The organism is Chromatiales bacterium, assembly GCA_014323925.1.
GTDB lineage: Bacteria > Pseudomonadota > Gammaproteobacteria > Poriferisulfidales > Oxydemutatoraceae > SP5GCR1.
On sequence record JACONC010000006.1, the window covers coordinates 121,037 to 142,357 of the forward strand.

The following is a 21,321-nucleotide window of genomic DNA, read 5'->3' on the forward strand; positions in this document are numbered from 1 at the left end:
CCACTATAGCTGAACGGCAGGTGTTTGTTCTTCGGCGTATATTTTTTTCAATGCCGCACGCCACTGATTAAACTGGGTTGCTGCATCACCAGTGAGTTCCACCGTTTGTTCTTCAAACTCAATGACTTGGGGGGCAACCTGTACATCAATCGACGCTCCTAATTCCATCAAAGTTTCTTGGTGAAATTTGGATTCCTTAAAGTTTTGCGCGCTATTGGATAATAACACTGCACCAGTGGCGACTGCACCAATCGACGCACCAGTCGAAAAATTGCTATTGCTGTTGGATGCTGCAACGGCTCCTAAACCGATGGCTAGAATGCCTGCCAGTGCCTGCCAGGTTGCTTTACTTTTCGCTTCGCGCTGTGCTTTGGATGCGTTGAATGCAGCTTCTTGCCAAGTTTTGTATGATGCATCAATTTTTTGATCAAAGTCGTAATAGTATTGTTGCATCTTGTCGGTGAATAGCTGGTCTTCTACACGGTATTGGTGAATACGCTGTAGCATTGGGTCACTGTCTGCCGGTGCTTGCACGAGTTCGACACGGTCACCTCTGAATTTAAGGAATTGTCTGAAGCTCTCATCAGACATTGAGTAACCAAAGCGGATTTCGGTCAACTGGTTGAGCTCGCTTAAGTAGGCTTGGTCTTTGTTGCGCAGCTGTGCAGCGATGTCATCCGCTGCTTGCTCAAACACTGGGTCGTAAGGGCTTTTGTCTTTGTTGCGCACGCTGGTGAAAGTGTATTCGTCAACTCGGTGTTGATAATTTTTATTCAGCCAGCTTTTGCCGTCTATGCCGATGGCTTTGATATTGATAGAGACATCTTCACCGGTTGATTCGATAATTTTACCGATTACATAAAGGTCGCCAGTAACCTTTTGGTCGGGGGTCACCCGAACGGCTCCTAGCTGTTCGGTGTCCTCCAGTGCTTTTTTCATATGCAGAGCAAAGTTCACCGCTTCTACTCTACGCAGTTCTGGCCATATCCCTTTTTTTTCTCTGGTTTTGGGGTCTTCGGGTATGTTTGGGTCAAAGACTGGGATGATGACTTCAATTTCTTTTTGGATGGTTCGCTGCGTCGTGCGTGTTTGCTGAGGTGTTGCGGTTAATTGCGAGGAACTCTGCGGACCTACCGAAACTGCGGAATCTTCGAGCAATGATGTACTTTTGCTCGCATAGCAACCAGACAGCACGAGCATAGCAAATAGTGAGATAATTGCTGTTGAATATTTCATTTTGACCTTTGGTTTATTTTTCGGGTATTCCTTTGTAGCGACGATATTCATTCCATAATTTTGCTTGTTTATCAGGGTCGGTTTCGGCGAGTGCAGCCTCCCTAATTTGTTGAGCAATTATATCATCATTGTCTACTGATGGGATGTCTTCGGGTAATTGACCGTTATCTAATGCTTTTTGACTGTCTCTAATTGTCGACGAGGTCAAAGGGGGTTGCCCATCAACCGATTGCTCTGCAGCGGTTGTCGATTTAGGCTGGACAGGTTGGTTACCTGAGAGTGTAGCACTGGGTGTAGCCGTTTGTCCAGGTGGCTGACTATTTATTTCATCTTGTTTGGCAGCCTCGCTACCTGATATATCGCTACTTGGCGTTGCCGTACTTGGAGTTGCCGTTTGTTGTTGATTCTTGTTTTGCTGATTCTCGCTATTATTCGCATTACTATTTTCATTGGCGGCGTCGTTATTATTACCATCTCCATTGCTTGAACTAGCGGCGCCAGAGCCACCAGCAGTATTAGCGCTACTACCGCTTTGGGTGTGTTGTTCGCTGATTCTTTGTCTGCATTCCTGCACTTGACTGAGCGCATCTTTGAGAGCTTGGTCCATCAGTTGTATGCGTTCCTCTCTGGTCAATAAAACCATATCATCAAAATTAGGCATAATGATCGGGCAGTCGCTATCATCCAATGTATCATTCGCACCAGTTGTAGCCATGCATAGCATCAAAATAGCTAACCAGAGTATTCTAGCCAGACCGGGATAAATTGTTATGTAAGCAGTCATATTGCTCTTATCATTTATCAGAAATTTTTGACTGTAAATCAGTCACATATTGTCTAGTGTTGATGCCTAATGTAATGCAATCCACGCCGGTAGTTATCAGTGTAGCACCGCGTTCTATCCACGGCATCACTGCGTTCACATTCATACCAAAAAAACCTAAAATTTTATTATTTGACAAGCACGCATTGGTAATCGTATCCATAGCCGCTTGTATCTGCGGGTCATCTATCATACCTGCTTTGCCGTAGCTCGCCGATAAATCGTAAGGTCCGATTAAAATTGCATCAATGCCTGTCACACTTGCAATATCCTCTATCTCGGCGACTGCATCTTTATGTTCGGCTTGCACAACGATGATGGTCTCTTGTGCTGCTGATTTGATATGATCTTCAAATTCAAAACCATAGCAATTACCGCGGAAAATACCAACACCACGTATACCATCGGGTGGGTAGCGGCACCACGAAACAATCTCTTGTGCGGTTTTTGCACTATTGACCTGCGGGACAATGATGCCGGCAGCTCCCATATCTAGCACATTCCTTATTGCGATGCGCTCGGCAATCGGCACTCTAACCAGGCACGGAATAGTAGACGCTTGCAAGAGACACTGCAAGGCAGCGGTATCAAAAGTACTGTGCTCACTGTCGATAAACAACCAGTCAAGCCCGCTATCCGATAATAATTCACTCACTTGAGGTGCATTGATAGTAACCATCGTGCTGTTGAGTAGCTCACCGTTGCGTACGCGTTCGGCGAATAGGCGATTTTGTTGTCGGATGCTCATAGTGTTTTATTATAGCCAAATAAATTATCAATCCATAGTTGAAATACTCGCTTTTATTTTTTGGCTATTGCGCGTTTTTAGTTATGTCAAACTAAAGCACAGATGTCAGACTGGTGAAAAGTGTCCAACATATAGGTAGTCAACAGCTCATGAAAAGAGGAGATTTTTTATGTGGGTAATTGATAAATCTAACTCTGAACTATTTACCTAAGTAAGTTTACCCAAATAAGTTACCCAAATAATTTTATGGGGTGATTTCCTGCCAATTACTTACTGCGGCGCATTGCTAAGATTCTGGATTGCCCTTTGCTAGAAAATTAACTGAAACGAGACTAAGAGATAGACTAAGATCTCTACTCTTTACTCTTTTAGACGGTTGATCAGTATCAGACAAGTCAGTTGTAGTGCTGCAAACCGCATAACTTTGTGGGTAGTTTGGTATGGTTCGCACCAAGATCGTCGCTGTATTGCAGGCTATGGGCTTCGTTGTTTAGAAACTGTTTTGCAAACGGGTTACTATGCTATAGTTAAATTATACTAAGTAATAAAATTGTACTGCTAATTTGGAAGGATAGTAATATGATGCTTGCCAGTGAGAAAACGAGCCGAGTGAGTATTGGTGACATACTCGTACTATTGATACTAGGAGTTTTTAGTATGAGTATAATATTTTTAGGTGAATATTTTGAAAATCCCGTCATCTCCTTACTAGGATTGTTGTTTCTTATAATAATAATCGGAACTGCTATAGTCAAATTTGGAACTGCCATAACTGATTTTATAAATTCTATTTTAGACCTCAAAGATCGCCTAAAACGAAAATAGACTCTTATTTTTAACTACTTCTAATTACTCTTTCTAGCACCAAGTGCCAGGGTTTTGCTTGGTGCGGTGTTTCGTTAGGCGGTGGGGGTGAGACTGAGTACCGGGGTTCTGCCCGGTGCGGCGCAAACCGCATAACCTCGTAGGTAGTTTGGTATAGCTCGCACCAAGATCGTCGCTGTATTGCAGGCCATGGGCTTCGTTTTTTAGGATGCAATGGCGTCATTGCGATTGACTAAAATTGTTATCAAAGATATTTAATAACTCCAATAACTGCTAATCCTACACCGACTATCCACATCATCTGTTGCCGAAACAATCTCTCCATCTTGGCGTTTTGCTTTGCTATTGCTGTATCTATGTAGTGTTTTATTTCTTTTATATCCTGCTTTGTCGCCACATCTTTTGTACTTGCAACATCAGCGACTGCTTCCTTTGCCTCGTCTGGCGGAAGACCTAGCTTTGTAAGTGCGTTGTATAAAGCAATCTCGGACATCTTTATTCTCCTTGGTGGTGTCTAACTATATTATAGTACCCCTGCCCACAGATAACAAACTAATTCTGCATAGAGGGCACTAGAAAGTCTTTTTTCAACATTTGTTTAGCCATTGCAAGACGCTCCTCTTTTTTACTTTCGGCTAGACCTTTAGCTTCACCTTTAGCCAGACCTTCAGCTAAGCCCTGAGCTCAGTGATGCAGAAGGCGTGTCAGCCTGAGGCTCAAGTGTCTATGGTTGATTATGCTATGATATATTTTTTATAATTATAACGAATAGGGATTTTTGAGAAATACAACCAATGAATGACTATCTTGATTTTGAACAGCCAGTTGTGCAATTGGAAGCGAAAATTACCGAACTTCGCAAAGTGACCGGTGATAACCGTGTCGACATCAGTCAAGAGATAAAACAGCTTGAGCAAAAGCGTAATAAATTAGTACAGAATATCTACGCACAACTCAGTCCTTGGCAAATTACCCAACTCGCTCGTCATCCACAGCGCCCCTATACGCTAGATTATATAAAAGCATTATTTACCGATTTTGAAGAATTGCATGGTGATCGCCACTACGCCGACGATGCAGCTATCGTTGTCGGTCTTGCACGATTCAACGGGCAGCCGCTAGCTGTGATTGGACACCAAAAAGGACGCGATGTACAGGAGAAGGTTAAGCGCAATTTTGGTATGTGTAAACCCGAAGGTTATCGCAAAGCCAGGCGGATATTTGAGCTTGCCAGCCGTTTCAGATTGCCAATCTGTACTTTTATAGATACGCCAGGGGCTTATCCGGGTATTGATGCCGAAGAGCGCAATCAAAGCGAGGCGATTGCGAGTAATCTGAAGTCACTGATAAATTTACCAGTGCCAATTATTTGCACAGTAATCGGTGAGGGCGGTTCGGGTGGCGCATTGGCAATTGGTGTCGGGGATTATTTGATCATGCTGCAATACAGCATCTATTCGGTGATCTCCCCAGAAGGTTGTGCATCTATTTTATGGAAGGATGCCAAGCAAGCTGACTTGGCAGCTAAAGCATTGAAATTGACCGCAGATGAATTGCGCACATTAAATTTGATAGACGAAGTTGTTGAAGAAGAGAACGGTGGTGTACACCGTAGCTTTGAACAGACTCATACAAAACTCGCAAAGGTTCTACACGCACAACTCGATCGCTTGACGCAATTATCTACTGAACAGCTATTGCAAGCACGGTATAAGAAGTGGTCTGATATCGGATACTTCAAGAGTGTTTGATGAATCATTCACGATACTTCTGTAAGCATAAAAGGCGATGGCTGCGGCTATATCAATAATGCCTAGTTTCGCCTGTGCAGTATCCGATAAACTCCGAAAATTTTTACAGCGCAGTAAAGCGACGCGCATCATCGTCGCCTACAGCGGTGGTTTGGACTCCAGTGTATTACTGCATCTCGTAAAAAATCTATCCGCACCGCGACCGTGCAAGTTATTGGCGTTGCATATCAATCATTGTATGCATCCTGATGCTGATGACTGGGTGGCACACTGTCATCAGCAAGCGCAACAGATCGGCGTCGCTTGTCAGAGCATTGCTGTGCAAGTCTCTCGCACGCATCGACAAGGTTTAGAGGCAGCTGCCCGTGAAGCACGCTATCAAGCGCTGCAAAGTGTTATGAATGAGGATGATTTGCTACTCACTGCCCATCATCAAAACGACCACGCCGAGACCGTATTGTTACGCCTGCTACGAGGCACCGGTGTTGCCGGCCTCAGAGCGATCGCAGAATATCAAACTTTAGATAAAGGCGCACTGGCACGACCCTTGCTATCGGCGGCTCGCAATGATATCCGCAACTACGCGCAGCAACATCAATTAGAATGGCTCGATGACCCTGCCAATGAAGATTTAAAATATGCTCGTAATTATTTGAGACACCGCGTTATTCCGCTGTTAGCCGCGCGCTGGCCGATGTGGTACAAGCCGGTCACGCGTTATGCTACCCATCAAGCCACTGCCACTGATATTATAGAAAGCGAAGCGCAGCGATATTTAGATCGTTGCCTATTGCCCGGCAGTCATGATTTATTACTCAGAGTTTTGATAACTTTAGCCAAACCCCAGCAACATTTAGTATTACGTGCGTGGTGCCAATTAAACGGCATAGCGATTCCTAATCAACATCAACTTAACTACATAAGCAATGCAATTTCTGTGCATATTAATGAGCGTAATGCTGTCGGTAGTGGTATCATATATAGTTACTCTGATATAGAAATGGGTATTTATCACGGCACATTGCGCGTTGCTAAACTGCCCCAGTATGTTGTAGCATCACCTATAGAATGGCACAAAGGCGGCGATTGTGAAATACCCCAACTCAATTTAACACTAACTAGAACTGAATTGATGAGACAAGCCCCTTCGCTTTTTAATCAAGCACTCACTATTATGTTTCGCCGTGGTGGTGAGCGATGTGCGTGCCGTAGTTGTCTGGGTAAATCGCTACACAAAAGTCTGAAGAAGATTTTCCAAGAGCACCACATTCCATCGTGGGATAGAGGCACCATACCTTTGATTTATGCGCAAGGCAGGCTACGCCTGATATGGGGCATTACCGAATGCGATTGATATGAATTACATCTTTGTGACCGGCGGTGTGGTATCGTCTTTGGGTAAGGGTATTGCCTGTTCTTCTATAGGCACGATACTGGAAGCGCGTGGCTTCAAATTGAGTCTGATTAAACTCGATCCTTACATCAATGTTGACCCAGGCACGATGAACCCGTTTCAACACGGTGAGGTCTATGTGACTGCCGACGGTAGCGAGACTGATTTGGATATCGGTCATTACGAGCGTTTTGTAAACTTTCAAGCCAATCGCAACCACAATCATACCACTGGGCAAATCTACGAGAGAGTTCTACGCAAGGAACGGCGAGGGGATTATTTGGGTGCAACGGTGCAGGTCATACCCCATGTCACCAATGAGATTAAAGATGCGATAGGTGAAGGTGCAGGTGACAGCGACATTACTATTGTTGAAATAGGTGGCACCGTCGGCGATATAGAGTCATTGCCGTTTCTAGAAGCGATTAGGCAAATGGGCATGGAACAGAACAATAATGTAGTCTATGTGCATCTAACACTAGTGCCTTATTTAGAGACCAGTGGCGAAATTAAGACCAAGCCGACCCAACATTCGGTCAAAGAATTACGCTCGATAGGGATACAACCCGATATATTGTTGTGCCGTTCACGAAAGGAATTGCCGCTCGCCGAAAAACGAAAGATAGCTTTGTTCACCAATGTGCGCGAGCAAGATGTTATATCGGCGATAGATTTAGATGATATTTATCGTATTCCGTTGTGGTTTCATAAACAGCAAATAGACGAACTCATCGTGTCAAAACTGGGTTTAGTCGATATACCGCCAGCCGATTTAAGTGAGTGGCAGCGCATGGCAGTGTCTTACGATGCGCCGGAGAGTCAGGTCAAAATTGCCCTGATTGGAAAATATGTCAGTCTGGTAGATGCTTATATGTCGGTTAATGAAGCATTAGCGCATGCCGGTTTAGCATTGCGTAGCAGCGTTGAAATTATTCATATAGATACCGAAGGCCTACAGCAGGATCCAAGTTTATTGGATAATGTTGATGGTATTTTGGTGCCTGGTGGATTTGGTGAAAGAGGGATAGAAGGTAAAATCTTAGCAGCAGGTTATGCGCGTCAAAACAAAGTGCCTTATCTGGGTATCTGTTTGGGAATGCAGGTGGCAGTCATAGAGTTTGCGCGCAATGTAGCACAACTCAACGGTGCTGATAGTTCAGAGTTTAACCCTAACACCCCACATCCAGTGATTGCATTGGTCACTGAGTGGCAAGACCGCGAAGGCGGAATACAGCAACGCGACGAGAATTCTGATAAAGGTGGTAGCATGCGCTTGGGTGTGCAGCGATGCCAGCTTGATAAAAACTCCGAAAGCTACAAGCAATATCAGCAGGAAACGATCGACGAGCGGCATCGCCATCGCTACGAATTTAATAACCTTTATAAAGATAAGCTACAACAAGCTGGGCTTAAGCTAGTCGGATACTCGATGAATAAGGATTTGGTAGAAGTGATTGAACTGCCTGACCATCCATGGTTTGTAGGCACTCAATTTCACCCTGAGTTTATATCTACACCGCGCAAAGCAAGCCCACTGTTCAGAGGTTTTGTGCAAGCAACTATCCAATATAAACAGGCGAGACTTAAATGAATATCAATGGTTTTGAGATAGCATCCGATCAGCCGATGGTGGTGATTTCTGGACCTTGTGTGATAGAGAGTGAAGCACTGGCATTGAACAGTGCACAGACCCTTAAAGAATATAGTGATGCGTTGAATATTCCACTGATATATAAATCTTCTTTTGATAAGGCAAACCGTTCTTCGCACCAAAGTTTTCGCGGTTTGGGTATCGAGCAGGGGTTGCGCATATTGGAGAAAGTCAAGAGTGATATTGGTTTACCAGTGCTGACCGATGTTCACGAAGATACCCCGCTCGACGAGGTGGCGTCGGTGGTTGATGTGTTGCAAACACCTGCCTTTTTGTGTCGGCAAACTAACTTCGTGCAAAATGTTGCTAAAATGGGCAAACCTGTGAACCTTAAAAAGGGACAATTTATATCGCCTTGGGAGATGAAAAATGTCGTCGACAAAGCACGTGCAACGGGTAACGAGCAACTGATGGTTTGTGAAAGAGGTTTTAGCTTCGGCTACAACAATCTAGTCTCAGATATGCGCTCATTGGTAGTTTTGAGAGAAACCCAGTGCCCGGTGATTTTTGATGCGACCCATTCGGTGCAATTGCCTGGTGGGCAAGGCAATGCTTCGGGAGGATGTCGCGAGTTTGTCCCGGCATTAGCGCGTGCCGCAGTGGCGGTCGGGGTTGCTGGGCTATTTGCCGAGACGCACCCGCAGCCGGACCAAGCATTAAGCGATGGTCCTAACGCTTGGCCATTGGCACAGATGCATACATTGCTCAGCGAGTTAAAAGCGATAGACGAGGTCGTCAAGGCACGAATATGCAAGGAATAATTAGTTGGAACAAATAAATGAAAAATAACATTACTCAGATTCGCGGTCGCGAGATTATTGATTCACGAGGCAACCCGACTGTTGAGGCCGAAGTGGTCACCGCAGCCGGTATTTGTGGACGAGCGGCAGTGCCGTCCGGTGCCTCTACTGGCAGTTTAGAGGCGATCGAGTTGCGCGACAACGACAACACTCGCTTTAACGGTAAAGGTGTGCAGCAGGCAGTGAATAATATCAACACCGAGATTCAAAAAGCACTGGTAGGTATCGATGTCTGCGAACAACACCAGCTGGATACTACGATGATTGACCTTGACGGCACTAAAAACAAAGGCCGCTTAGGAGCAAATGCAATACTCGCAGTGTCTCTGGCAACCGCAATTACTGCAGCAAAGTCCAAAGAATGTGCACTATATGAATATTTTAACGACTTGAGTGCGAACCATGCGCTCAGTCTACCTACGCCAATGATCAATATCCTAAACGGCGGTTCGCATGCAAATAACAATGTCGATATACAAGAGTTTATGCTAGTGCCGACCGGTGTCGAGAGTATCAAAGATGCGGTGCGGGTTGGTTGCGAGGTATTTCACGCCCTGCAAAAAATACTAAAGCAACGCCGCTTGAGTACCACGGTAGGCGACGAAGGTGGCTTTGCTCCCAATCTTCCATCCAACGAGGCTGCGATAGAAGCGATACTAGAAGCGATAGACCACACGCAATACAAGGTTGGCAGCGATATCTACTTAGCCTTGGATGTTGCAAGTTCAGAGTTTTATTCCGATGGTACCTATCATTTAGAATCGACCAACAACAAATACGATAGTGCCGGTTTTATTGAATATCTGTCCGATTGGGTCGATAAATATCCAATCTTGTCAATAGAAGACGGTGTTGCCGAAGACGATTGGCAAGGCTGGAAAGCTATGACCGAAAAACTGGGTAATCAAATACAGATAGTCGGCGACGATTTATTCGTGACCAACACCGATATCATCGCTAAAGGCATAGCGCAGCAAATTGCTAACTGTGTGTTGATAAAACTAAATCAAATAGGTACACTCAGTGAAACTTTGGCTGCCATTGAGATGGCGCAAAAGGCGAACTATAACTGCATCATTTCACATCGCTCCGGTGAGACCGAAGATGTGAGTATTGCCGATCTTGCAGTCGGTATCGGCGTCGGACAGATAAAGACCGGTTCGCTCTGCCGCACTGATAGGGTGGCTAAATATAATCAATTAATGCGCATTGAAGAAACACTGGGCAAGCGTGCGGCTTATGCAAAAACGACTGCTTTTAGTCGCTTCAGGGCTTTGTCTTAGACTGTAGCGACTATTGATGACAATCTCAACGATCCCCGAAATAATAGAACAATATAGAAATGACCGTATGGTTATCATCGTTGACGATGAAGGACGAGAGAACGAAGGCGATTTGATGATTGCAGCTGAGCGGGTCACTGCTGAACATATTAATTTTATGGCGAAATACGGGCGCGGTTTGATCTGTTTAACACTAACGCCTGAGCGGTGCCGATATTTGCAATTACCGCTCATGGTAACAGAGACCAATCGCAAGCTAGCAACCAACTTCACGGTGTCAATAGACGCTAAAGAGGGCATTAGCACTGGCATCTCGGCGAGTGACCGTGCGCGTACTATTCGGGTTGCGGTGGCTGATGATAGTCGGGCGAGTGACTTAGAAAGACCGGGGCATATTTTCCCATTAATGGCACAGCCCAATGGAGTCCTAACCCGTGCCGGCCATACTGAGAGTGGTTGTGATATCGCTCGTTTAGCTGGCTTTGAGCCAGCCTCAGTGATCGTTGAGGTACTCAAAGACGACGGTTCTATGGCGCGTCTGCCGGATCTGGAAGAGTTTGCCGACCGTCATCAGTTAAAGATAGGTATAGTCGGTGATTTAGTTAAATATAGGCTTAAAAATGACTGACGCTAAAACCAGTTTTGCTGATGATCTAGATGGTAAAGGTATGCATTTCTGTATTGTTGCTGCCAAGTATAATAGCGAGATAGTGGACGCATTAGTGGCGAGTGCGGTAGCAACCCTGAAAGCGCACCATGCCGAAACCATCGACATAGTCAGAGTGCCGGGTACCTTTGAAATTCCTCTAATGGCCAAACATAAAGCGAACACCCAGCGATACCATGCGATTTTAACTTTGGGGTGTGTCATCCGTGGGCAAACCGACCATTACGACTTAATCATCAATACCTGTAGCCATAGCATTGGTCATATCATGCTGGAGACCAATGTCCCTATCACACTGGGTATTTTGGCAGTGGAGAATAGTGCGCAAGCGAAAGCGCGTTCGCAACCCGAAAGCGATATCAACCGTGGTCGAGAAAATGCACTGGTCGCACTGGAGATGGCACGACTAGTTGCAAAAGATGGATAAAGCCGAACTATTCAATGCCCGTAGCAGAGCGCGTATACTGGCAATGCAAGCTGCTTATCAATGGAAAATTGGCAACCAAGACGCGGATGATGTTATCGCTCAATTTACTTCAGACGAATACTATGCGCAAGTTGACGACCAGTATTTTAGAACGCTATTCCAAGCAGCTACCTCCACATCATTAGATAAAAAATTAGAACAATGCATGGAGTTTAGCATCAAAGAAGTGGATACCATTGAGAGTTTTATCTTGCGCAATGCTGCTTATGAAATTGCTCACATCGCCGAGATTGATACAGCAGTTGCAATCAACGAAGCGGTGCTGATCGCTAAAAAGTTCTGTGGCTCAGGTAGTTACCGTTTTGTCAACGGAGTGTTGGATTGTTTCGCTAAAAAATACGCGCGAACCGAATAGTAATGGAACAGTTGGGTCGTAAATCATTAAACGAAGAACAAGTCATTGCCAGCTATTTCGGTAAATCGATATCTTGTCCGGACACCACCTTAGGTATAGGCGATGATGCCGCAATCATTAATCCACGAGGCAGTTATTTAGCGGTCGCCACCGATACCCTAGTTGAAGGTGTGCATTTTAAGCCTGACGCGGATGCTGCCGACATCGGCCATAAAGCTTTGGCGGTCAATCTGAGTGATTTAGCAGCGGTTGCAGCTAAACCACGCTGGGCTTTGCTGGCATTGACTATACCGGATAGCGATGCCGACTGGCTCAAGGCATTTAGCGATGGCTTTTTTCGCTTAGCTGAACAGCACGAGGTGCGCTTAATCGGCGGCGATACAACAAAAGGGAAATTGACTATTACAGTTCAGCTCATCGGCACAATTGCCGAGAATAAAATATTGCGCCGTGATAAAGCACAGGCCGGTGAGGGTATCTATGTTACCGGTCGCATTGGCGATGCCGCGATGGCAGCACTGCATGCAGCTGCGCTAAAATCTTATACACAAAGCTATCAGCAATGTTTAGAGCGGATGTTGCGACCGACTGCCAGAGTTGCCGAAGGTATGATACTGGCTCGCTATGCTGATGCTGCGATTGACATCTCAGACGGCGTATTCAAGGATCTATCGCGTTTACTATCGGCATCCGCTGTAGGTGCTAATATAGCGATAGAAAGTATACCGACGATAGCCGAAATAAATCTATTATGTCCAACATTAGAAGCGCTTATTAAAGCATTGATTTACGGTGAAGATTACGAACTATTATTTACCTTGAAGGATGAATATCTAGCCGAATTAACGCACGCATTTGGCAATATCGGCACTGCGCTAACCCGCATCGGCACGATTGAAAAAAAGCAAGGGTTGAGATGTTATTATCGTTCAAAACCTGTAGAACTGCCCGAACAACTCGGTTATGATCACTTCGGCTAGTCAAGGTTTGCCCGCTCCAAATTGGAAGTGGCTGCGCAACCCACTACATTGTCTGTCACTAGGCTTCGGTTGTGGACTAAGTCCAATTGCTCCCGGCACCATAGGCACATTGCTAGGGGTAGTTATCTACCTCCTGATTATGGACTTCAATACAATGTTCTATTTATCTGTTGTATTCCTGATTATTGGCATAGGAACTTGGGCTGCTGAATATACCTGCGAAGCGTTGGAAGGAAAGGATCATCGAGCCATCGTTATTGACGAAATTGCTGGTTTTTTGGTGGCTTGCATTAGCTTACCTCCATCGTGGTTTTATTTGCCACTGGCTTTTGTATTATTTCGTATATTTGATATAGCGAAACCGTGGCCAGTGAGCTTTGCCGATCAGCACATCAAAGGGGGTATCGGCATCATCGCTGATGATTTGTTAGCCGGAGTCTACACACTACTATGCATACAATTATTAGCTTTTATGTTATCTCTATACAATGGCTGAGCCTGCTTAATATCCTATAATACTGCTAGTATGAATATCCGCACGCGCTTTGCACCCAGCCCGACCGGCACCTTACATATTGGTAATGTGCGTACTGCGTTGTTCGCCTGGCTCTATGCCCGCAAGCATCAAGGGCAATTTATACTCCGTATAGAGGATACCGATAGCGATAGATCGACTGACGAGTCTGCACGCAACATCATTGCCGAACTGCAATGGTTGGGTTTGGATTATGACGAAGGTCCTTTTTTTCAAAGCCAACGCCAAGCTATCTATCAGCAAGCTGCCGAGCGACTAGTTGCCGAAGATAAAGCCTACTACTGCTATTGTACTAAAGAGGAACTTGCCGAGCGCGCCGCCGGTTTTTCTTCAAAAGGCTTTGCTGCTTGGGGCTACGATGGTAAATGTCGCGACCGCAAGCAACCACGCCGCGGTGTGCAGCCAACCATACGCATTAAAACCTCAGATAATGGTATCACTGAGTTTGATGATTGTGTTCACGGCCATAGCAAGATAGAAAACAAAAACTTAAGCGATATTGTCATCGTACGCGCCAACGGCATACCGACTTATAACTTCGCCGTGGTAGTTGACGATATAGACATGCAAATCAGTCATATCCTGCGCGGCGACGATCATCTACACAATACTTTTCAGCAGATCAACCTGATAAAACACCTACAAGCAAAGCTACCGACTTATGCCCATCTACCCATGGTGTTGCGAGAAGACCGCCAGCGTCTTTCTAAACGCGATCAAGCATCAGGCATCGCAAACTATAGAGAGCAGGGCTATTTGCCGCATGCTTTATTGAATTATTTAGCCAGACTAGGCTGGTCTAAAGGCGACGAAGAAATCTTTAGCAAAACTGAGCTGATAGCACATTTTGATCTATCGGCTATCCATAAATCGGCAGCTGCGCTAAACTCAGAAAAACTGGATTGGCTAAACGCACACTACCTCGCCGAAATGCCTGTCGGCGCGTTAAGCGATGCAGTCGCAAAACGCTTATCTGCACAAGGATTGGATGCCAAGCAAAACGCACAGTTTACTGAGATAGTCACGGAAATGCGCACGCGTTATAAAACAATATCGGCACTTGCCGCAGGATTATCATTCATATACCGACAACCAGACTACGATGCGAAAACTGCACAAAGTTACCATATCCCCGATATCATCGCACTACTCAATACTTGGTCTAACCGCATAAAAATTGAGCAAGCGGATGATTGGAACTCCGATGCACTCAAAACAGCGCTCACCCACTTTAGTCAGCAACAAAATATCAAAATGGGAATGATAGCAAAGCCGCTACGCTTTGTATTAACTGCAGATAACCCTAGCCCTAGTTTGGGGCAAGTGATGGCGTGGTTAGGCAAAGACGAATGTATTGCTAGGATAAACAGATTTACTAAGGCAGGTTGTTGAAAAGCGTTATCAGCTAAGGAAATAGATCTTTTGTGGTATTATATAGGATAATATATTTTACTAAGTAGTCCTTCTTATCGCAGATATCATAACTATATGCACATAACTATAAAGCATTATAAGTTGCTACCTTTAAGCACATTCTTGTTGATGGCAATGGTGGTAGTTATATTGTGGCAACCTGCGATTGCGCAACCATCTTCATTGCCTTCTTGTACTGCAACCATAACGGACACTGATGACGACGGTGTGGATGCGGCTATGGATATCGACAAAGATGGTGATGGTCTAATAGAACTGTGCAGCTTAGAAGGATTGAATGCGATACGCCATCAGCTGGACGGCACTGGCTACAGAGCAGATAGCGGTGCAGAAATTATAATGACAGGTTGTCCTGACGATGGTGGCTGTCGTGGCTACGAGTTGGTTCTAGGTTTAGACTTTGCAGATGCTGACAGTTATGACAGTGGAAACATTAATACGGCATGGACGACGGCAGCAGGATGGCTACCAATAGGCACATTCAATGCGATATTTGAAGGCAACGGCTATACGCTATCTAATCTAAGGATAGAGAGATCTGTTAATGATGTAGGTTTATTCAGTGCGACAGGCACCAATTCTAGAATGACTAATATTAGCCTGTTCAATGCAGTTGTCACCGGACAGGATAATGTAGGCAGTTTAGTCGGCAACAATGGGGGGAGTATAACGAACAGTTATGCATCAGAGGGTATGATAGAGGGCCGAAATCGGGTAGGTGGTTTAGTCGGCAATAATCAGGGTGATATAACGAACAGCTATGCGGCGAGTAATGTGACAGGCAATCAAGCTGTAGGCGGTTTAGTCGGCTTTAACGATACTGAGGGTAGTATAACGAACAGCTATGCGGCGAGTAGCGTGTCCGGGACTTTTGTTGTAGGCGGTTTAGTTGGTCGAAATTTCTTCAATAGTAATATTACAAATAGCTATGCGACGGGGGCTGTGACTGGGAGAGGAACAAGTTTAGGTGGCTTAGTCGGCATCAATGAATTGGGTCTTGGTCATATTACGAACAGTTATGCGACTGGTAAGGTGACAAGAACTGGTGATCCCCTATTTATAGGTGGTTTAGTTGGCAATCCGAGAGATGGTGGGTTTTCTAACAGCAAAGTTCTGAGCCTTGAGCAGCTACAGGAGCGCACTACGGCAACTGACATATACAGTGAATGGAGCACCCTAGACTGGGATTTTGGTACTGCAACACAAAACCCGAGGCTGAAATATGCGATAGGCGATCCTAACACCCCAGCCTGTGGCATCGCCGAGCAACCTAGCTGCGGGAGTTTATTGCCTAATCAATTTCCTCCCCCAGTCTTCCTGGATAATCTCACTGTGTTCAACGGTCTTCAATTGAATCCTGATTTTGATCCAATGCAGACATTTGATTATACAGTGGTTATTGATGATAAGACGGCCACTTCAATAACACTGCAAGCAACGGCTACTACAGATAGTGTTATTACCATGCGTGGCGGTGGCATAGCAGAGGTAGCGGCTATCAGTACCATCCGTCAAGATATTCCGCTAACCGGACCTGACGACATCACCATTACGATTGCAGTATCCGAAGAGGGAAAGAAGACGAGTACCTACCGTTTGTCTATTCAAATAGAACTCGTTATATCACTCCCCTCGTGTCTTCTGGATCTAGACGATACTGATAACGACGATGTGGATGCGGCTATGGATATCGACAAAGATAATGATGGTCTAATAGAAATCTGCGATATAGAGGGATTGGATGCAATGCGCTATCAGCTGGACGGCACTGGCTATCGAGCGAGTATCATCGCACCCCGGATAACGGCAGGCTGTCCTGATGGTGGCTGTCGTGGCTACGAGTTGGTTCGCAGTTTAGACTTTCAAGATGCTACCAGCTATGACACTGGGCGCATTAATCCGGCATGGACGACAGGTAAAGGATGGCTGCCGATTGGTACTAGAGGTCTAGTCCTTGAGAGGGGATTTGATGTGTTGCGTTTCCATGCAGCATTTGAAGGCAACGGACATACGATATCCAACTTAATGATAAACAGACCTGACGAGGATAGTATAGGTTTATTCGGTGCATTACAACCTAGAACTCCTTTTAATATGAATGATCATAGGATTACTAATGTGGGTCTGTTAGATGCAGTGATCACCGGGGGCAATAATGTCGGCAGCTTAGTCGGTTTGAGTCAAACTTATTATATAAGTTATAACTATGCGACGGGTGTTGTGGCGGGTGATGAAAATGTAGGCGGTTTGGTCGGCAGCAATATTGCGAATAGTAATGTAACGAACAACTATGCGACGAGTGCTGTGACCGGCAGTGAAAATGTAGGCGGCTTAGTCGGCTTAGTCGGTGACAATGATAGAAGTATGATTACGAACAGCTATGCGACCGGTGATGTGATGGGCGGTGAAAATGTAGGTGGTTTAGTCGGCAGAGCTAATCGTAATAGTAATATAACGAATAGTTATGCAACCGGTGATGTGACAGGTGATCAAAACCTAGGCAGTTTAGCTGGCAGTATTGCTGATGAAATAACGAACAGCTATACGACTAGTGATGTGCCAGGGAATAATCTGGTAGGCGATATCGTCGATGAAAATCTTGATTTGATTATGAACAGTCGGCGTCTGAGCATTGAGGACATGCAGTCACCCACAACAGCAACTGGTATATATAGTGACTGGAGCACAGCAGACTGGGATTTCGGTAATAATCAACAATATCCGGCACTGAAATCCTCTGATGGTCGTGTATTGGCCAATCAATTTCGCGGTCTTTTGGATAATCTCACGGTAACCAACGGTATACTGACGCCTGCGTTTAATCCGCAGAGACTGGCTTATGCTGTGGCGATTGATCAGATGGTCACTTCAATAACACTGCAAGCAACGGCTACTACAGATAGTGCTATTACCATTCGCAGTGATGGCATAGCAGAGCGAACGATCGCCAATACTATCAGTCAGGCTATTCCTGTAAGTGTTGGTACCACCATTACGATTGTAGTGTCTGCACCCAATGGCAGGGCAGCGAGCATCTACATGCTGACTGCAGCCCCACCCAGTAGTGATGCGAGTCTGAGTGATTTAGCGCTAACGCAGTCGGACGGGACACTGATTCCATTGACTGAGACTTTTGACTCGACAATGACCAGCTATAGGTTGGATGTTATGAACCCAATAGATCAAGTGCAAGTAATAGCAACGGCAACCCACCCTGCTGCGACTATCACAGTGGATAGTATGTCAGTGGCTAGCGGAGAAGCCAGTCAAAATATTAGGCTAACCGAAGATGGGGTGACAATGATTAGCATTAGAGTCACTGCACAAGACGGAACCACAGAGGACTATGTGCTAGCCGTGTCCCTTATCCCGAGTAGTGATGCGAGCTTAAGTGACCTAGTGCTTACCCGAGCAGATGGAACAGTGCTTCCGCTGGATAATACCTTTTTACTGACAACGACGACCTATACGGTGAGTGTCGCAGCCAGGCAGGTGCGGGTGATGCCAACGGCGACTGCAGGTGACCTGTCTGAGATTACCGTGCGTGCTAATAGTTTCATCACTGAGACCGTTGCCAGTGGTTCGGCGACTGCCGAGTTTGTGCCACTCAGGGAGATAGGTGAGAGTACGCTAATAGAGATTAGCATTGACGCAGAAGATGGTACACAAATAGTTTATCGCCTATTTTTGTTGCGTGTGCCGATTGTGTGGAGTGAGTTTCCTGGTGGGGCCACGGCAGTGTGCGAAGATGACGACATAGATAACGATAACGACGGCTTGATAGAGATGTGTTATTTAGAAGATGTCAATGCGATTCGTTATCAGTTAGATGGTTCAGGTTCTCGACCATCTCGTGGTGCTATTTTAGTCACCACTGGTTGCGGGGGTGGTGCCGATAACAATACCTGTATCGGCTACGAGTTGGTGCGCGACTTGGATTTTAATGACGATGCTAGCTATCGACAAGCATCGACCAATCAGCCCAGATGGACTGCCGGTGCTGGCTGGCCTTATATAGGAAGTGAGATTGCTAGGGCTGATTCATCTGTGTTTTCTGGTATCTTAGAAGGCAACGGCCATACGATCGCCAATTTATTCGTCAGATCTTCGCACGATGCTAAGAGACACGGTAAATTTATTGAGCGCGTTAGCGGCACGATACGCAACTTAGGATTTGACAATGCTGCTATCACGATTACAAAAGGCCGGGTACCTACCGACTCATCTCGCGTTAGTATTTTCGCTGGTGCAGTAGAACCCAATGGTCGTATTATCAACTGCTATATCTCAGGGGTGGCAAATAATCAGCAGGTCCCTCTAGATGCGCCGGTAAATCCTGGCGCATTTATAGCAGACTCATTTAATAGTGGTTTTGTATGGCAGAATCAAGGCAAGCTATTTAACAATTATATAGATATGAAGTTTAGCGGTTTTACGCGAAGTTTATTTGCCCTCTCTAATCTTAATGAGATATCCAATAACTATATTCTCGGAGACGCCAGCAACACCCAACTCCCAGAGGAGAATGCTCGTATGGATGATCCTATAGTGAGTAGGATACCTGCTGTATCTAGTAATTTGGGAGTAATAGAGAATATTTATTATGCGGTTGAAACCACCACCGGCACAGCCACTATATCGGGTGGCACCTCCGGAGCTATTATAAGCAGTTATTATGATAGTGAGAAGTGGCGAGGAACCGATAGAGTTGCTGGTAGCATTGATGGTAATGGTAGCGTTCAAAACTCAGGAGGATTTAGTACGAGAGCCTTGCAAACACCAACAGCAGCGAACCCCGATGATGAGGATAGCCCGTATTATCAGTGGCATGAAGATAACTGGTACTTTGGAACAAACACCGAATATCCGCTACTCAAATACGGACGCGGTGATAACGAAGCTAACCCTGCTTGTGGTCGTTCTCAGCAGCCTAGCTGTGGTACTTTATTACGCGGACAAGGAACCGCGTCCATCGATGCGAGCTTAAGTGATGTACAACTGGTAGGCGATGATGACACAGTGATAGAAGATTTCTTCGCAGTGTCAACGACGACCTATACGGTGGTTGTACCAAACGCGGTAGCGCAAGTACGAGTGATGCCAACCGCAACAAGAGGTGACTTTACCATGATTATGGTGAGTGCCGGCAATATCTCTGAGACCGTCGCCAGTGGTTTTGCGACTGATCAGTTTGTGCCGCTAGAGGAAGGCAAAGAGACAACGATAGAAATAGTCGTGACCGCTCCGGATACAGTAGCGCAGAGCACCTATCGCGTGTTTGTGACTCGTGCATTGAGCATCGCAGACGATGATGCGAGCTTAAGCGGTTTAGTGCTCAGACAAACTGATAACACAGTGATTACACTGGCTGAAGATTTTGCCCCAGAAACGACTATGTATAACGCGCGTGTAGCCAACGCGGTAGCGCAAGTGCAGGTAATGCCAACGGCAACTAACCCCGATGCGACTATCACAGTGGATAATTTTCCAGTGGATAGCAATAGAAATATTGATCTAATTGAGGGAGATTTTACGCGGATTGCGATTGAAGTGACGGCAGAAGACCGGAGCACGACTCAGATCTATACGGTGACTGTGTATCGAGAACCAAGTACTGTTGCGACTCTAAGTGATTTGATGCTAGTGCAACGCGATGGAACACCGATTTCACTGACTGAAAGTTTTGCACCGGCAACCACAATGTATGCGACGAGTGTAGCCAACAGCATAGCAGAGGTACGGGTGATGCCAACGGCAGCTAATCAGAATGCAACTATCACAGTGGGTATTGATACGGTGGCGAGCGGTGATCAGAGTAGCAATATTATGCTCACCGCAGGCGAAGTCACAACGATTACGATTGTCGTCACAGCGCAAGACAACATGGCTACTGAGCGCTACACGATAGCAGTGTTCCGCCCGCTAAATAGTGATGCGAGCTTAAGTGATTTAGCGCTGGTGCGAGCAGATCGGGTGACGATTCCTCTGGACAATAGTTTTTTACTGACCACAACGACCTATACGGTGGGTGTGTCAGCCGAGCAGGTGCAGGTAATGCCAACAGCGACTGCAGGTACCTTATCAGAGATTACCGTAAGTGCTAATGATTTTACTGAGACCGTCGCCAGTGGTTCGGCGACTGACGGGTTTGTGCGTTTAGGGGAGATTGGTGAGAATATCACGATAAATATAGAGGTGGTAGCACAGGATGGCACACAAGCAGCGTATCGCCTAGTTTTGTTTCGAGTATTCGATGCGTGGAGTGAGTTTCCTGGTGGTGCCACAGCAGTCTGCTCCGATGACGACATAGATAACGATAACGACGGCTTGATAGAGATGTGCTATCTGGAAGA

At 45.7% G+C, this 21,321-nt stretch carries 16 protein-coding genes; 12 read left to right on the plus strand and 4 right to left on the minus strand.

What is annotated here, in order from left to right; translation table 11 throughout:
- Positions 1-3: 3 nt before the first annotated feature.
- From GDA45_04165 to GDA45_04180, 4 genes are all read right to left on the minus strand, one after another.
- The gene (locus tag GDA45_04165; protein ID MBC6414114.1) at positions 4-1,236 is read right to left on the minus strand and encodes a hypothetical protein; all 1,233 of its coding nucleotides are present in this window, start codon (positions 1,234-1,236) and stop codon (positions 4-6) included.
- Positions 1,237-1,249: 13 nt separating this feature from the next.
- Positions 1,250-2,020, minus strand: a complete 771-nt coding sequence (locus GDA45_04170; GenBank protein MBC6414115.1) for a hypothetical protein — start codon at positions 2,018-2,020, stop codon at positions 1,250-1,252.
- A gap of 10 nt (positions 2,021-2,030) precedes the next feature.
- Positions 2,031-2,807: a 2,4-dihydroxyhept-2-ene-1,7-dioic acid aldolase gene (locus GDA45_04175; GenBank protein ID MBC6414116.1), complete on the minus strand. Its 777-nt coding sequence runs from the start codon at positions 2,805-2,807 to the stop codon at positions 2,031-2,033.
- Positions 2,808-3,876: 1,069 nt separating this feature from the next.
- Positions 3,877-4,125, minus strand: coding sequence for a hypothetical protein (locus GDA45_04180; protein ID MBC6414117.1), 249 nt, complete (start codon positions 4,123-4,125; stop codon positions 3,877-3,879).
- Positions 4,126-4,426: 301 nt separating this feature from the next.
- Between GDA45_04180 and GDA45_04185 the strand changes: the two genes are divergently transcribed.
- From GDA45_04185 to GDA45_04240, 12 genes are all read left to right on the plus strand, one after another.
- A complete protein-coding gene (locus GDA45_04185; protein ID MBC6414118.1) occupies positions 4,427-5,383 on the plus strand; it encodes an acetyl-CoA carboxylase carboxyltransferase subunit alpha in 957 nt (318 codons plus the stop codon).
- A gap of 37 nt (positions 5,384-5,420) precedes the next feature.
- The gene (gene tilS, locus GDA45_04190) at positions 5,421-6,737 is read left to right on the plus strand and encodes a tRNA lysidine(34) synthetase TilS (GenBank protein ID MBC6414119.1); all 1,317 of its coding nucleotides are present in this window, start codon (positions 5,421-5,423) and stop codon (positions 6,735-6,737) included.
- A 1-nt stretch (position 6,738) separates the two neighbouring features.
- Entirely contained in the window at positions 6,739-8,367 is a 1,629-nt protein-coding gene (locus tag GDA45_04195) for a CTP synthase (GenBank protein MBC6414120.1), read from the plus strand.
- Positions 8,364-9,188: a 3-deoxy-8-phosphooctulonate synthase gene (gene kdsA / locus GDA45_04200; GenBank protein MBC6414121.1), complete on the plus strand. Its 825-nt coding sequence runs from the start codon at positions 8,364-8,366 to the stop codon at positions 9,186-9,188. The genes GDA45_04195 and kdsA overlap by 4 nt, the downstream gene beginning before the upstream one ends.
- Positions 9,189-9,205: 17 nt before the next feature.
- On the plus strand, positions 9,206-10,510 hold the full coding sequence (gene eno / locus GDA45_04205) for a phosphopyruvate hydratase (protein ID MBC6414122.1): 1,305 nt from the start codon (positions 9,206-9,208) through the stop codon (positions 10,508-10,510).
- A 16-nt stretch (positions 10,511-10,526) separates the two neighbouring features.
- The gene (gene ribB, locus GDA45_04210) at positions 10,527-11,138 is read left to right on the plus strand and encodes a 3,4-dihydroxy-2-butanone-4-phosphate synthase (protein ID MBC6414123.1); all 612 of its coding nucleotides are present in this window, start codon (positions 10,527-10,529) and stop codon (positions 11,136-11,138) included.
- Positions 11,131-11,604 (plus strand): 6,7-dimethyl-8-ribityllumazine synthase, encoded by a 474-nt coding sequence (locus tag GDA45_04215; protein MBC6414124.1) that lies wholly within the window; start codon positions 11,131-11,133, stop codon positions 11,602-11,604. The genes ribB and GDA45_04215 overlap by 8 nt, the downstream gene beginning before the upstream one ends.
- Positions 11,597-12,019 (plus strand): transcription antitermination factor NusB, encoded by a 423-nt coding sequence (gene nusB, locus GDA45_04220; protein MBC6414125.1) that lies wholly within the window; start codon positions 11,597-11,599, stop codon positions 12,017-12,019. The genes GDA45_04215 and nusB overlap by 8 nt, the downstream gene beginning before the upstream one ends.
- A 2-nt stretch (positions 12,020-12,021) precedes the next feature.
- Complete coding sequence (gene thiL / locus GDA45_04225; protein MBC6414126.1) at positions 12,022-12,999, plus strand: thiamine-phosphate kinase; 978 nt, start codon at positions 12,022-12,024, stop codon at positions 12,997-12,999.
- Positions 12,983-13,495, plus strand: coding sequence for a phosphatidylglycerophosphatase A (locus GDA45_04230; protein MBC6414127.1), 513 nt, complete (start codon positions 12,983-12,985; stop codon positions 13,493-13,495). Before thiL ends, GDA45_04230 begins: the two co-directional genes overlap by 17 nt.
- A gap of 30 nt (positions 13,496-13,525) precedes the next feature.
- Positions 13,526-14,926, plus strand: a complete 1,401-nt coding sequence (locus tag GDA45_04235) for a glutamate--tRNA ligase (GenBank protein MBC6414128.1) — start codon at positions 13,526-13,528, stop codon at positions 14,924-14,926.
- A 96-nt stretch (positions 14,927-15,022) separates the two neighbouring features.
- A partial coding sequence (locus tag GDA45_04240) for a cadherin-like beta sandwich domain-containing protein (GenBank protein MBC6414129.1) occupies positions 15,023-21,321 on the plus strand: 6,299 nt, incomplete at its 3' end.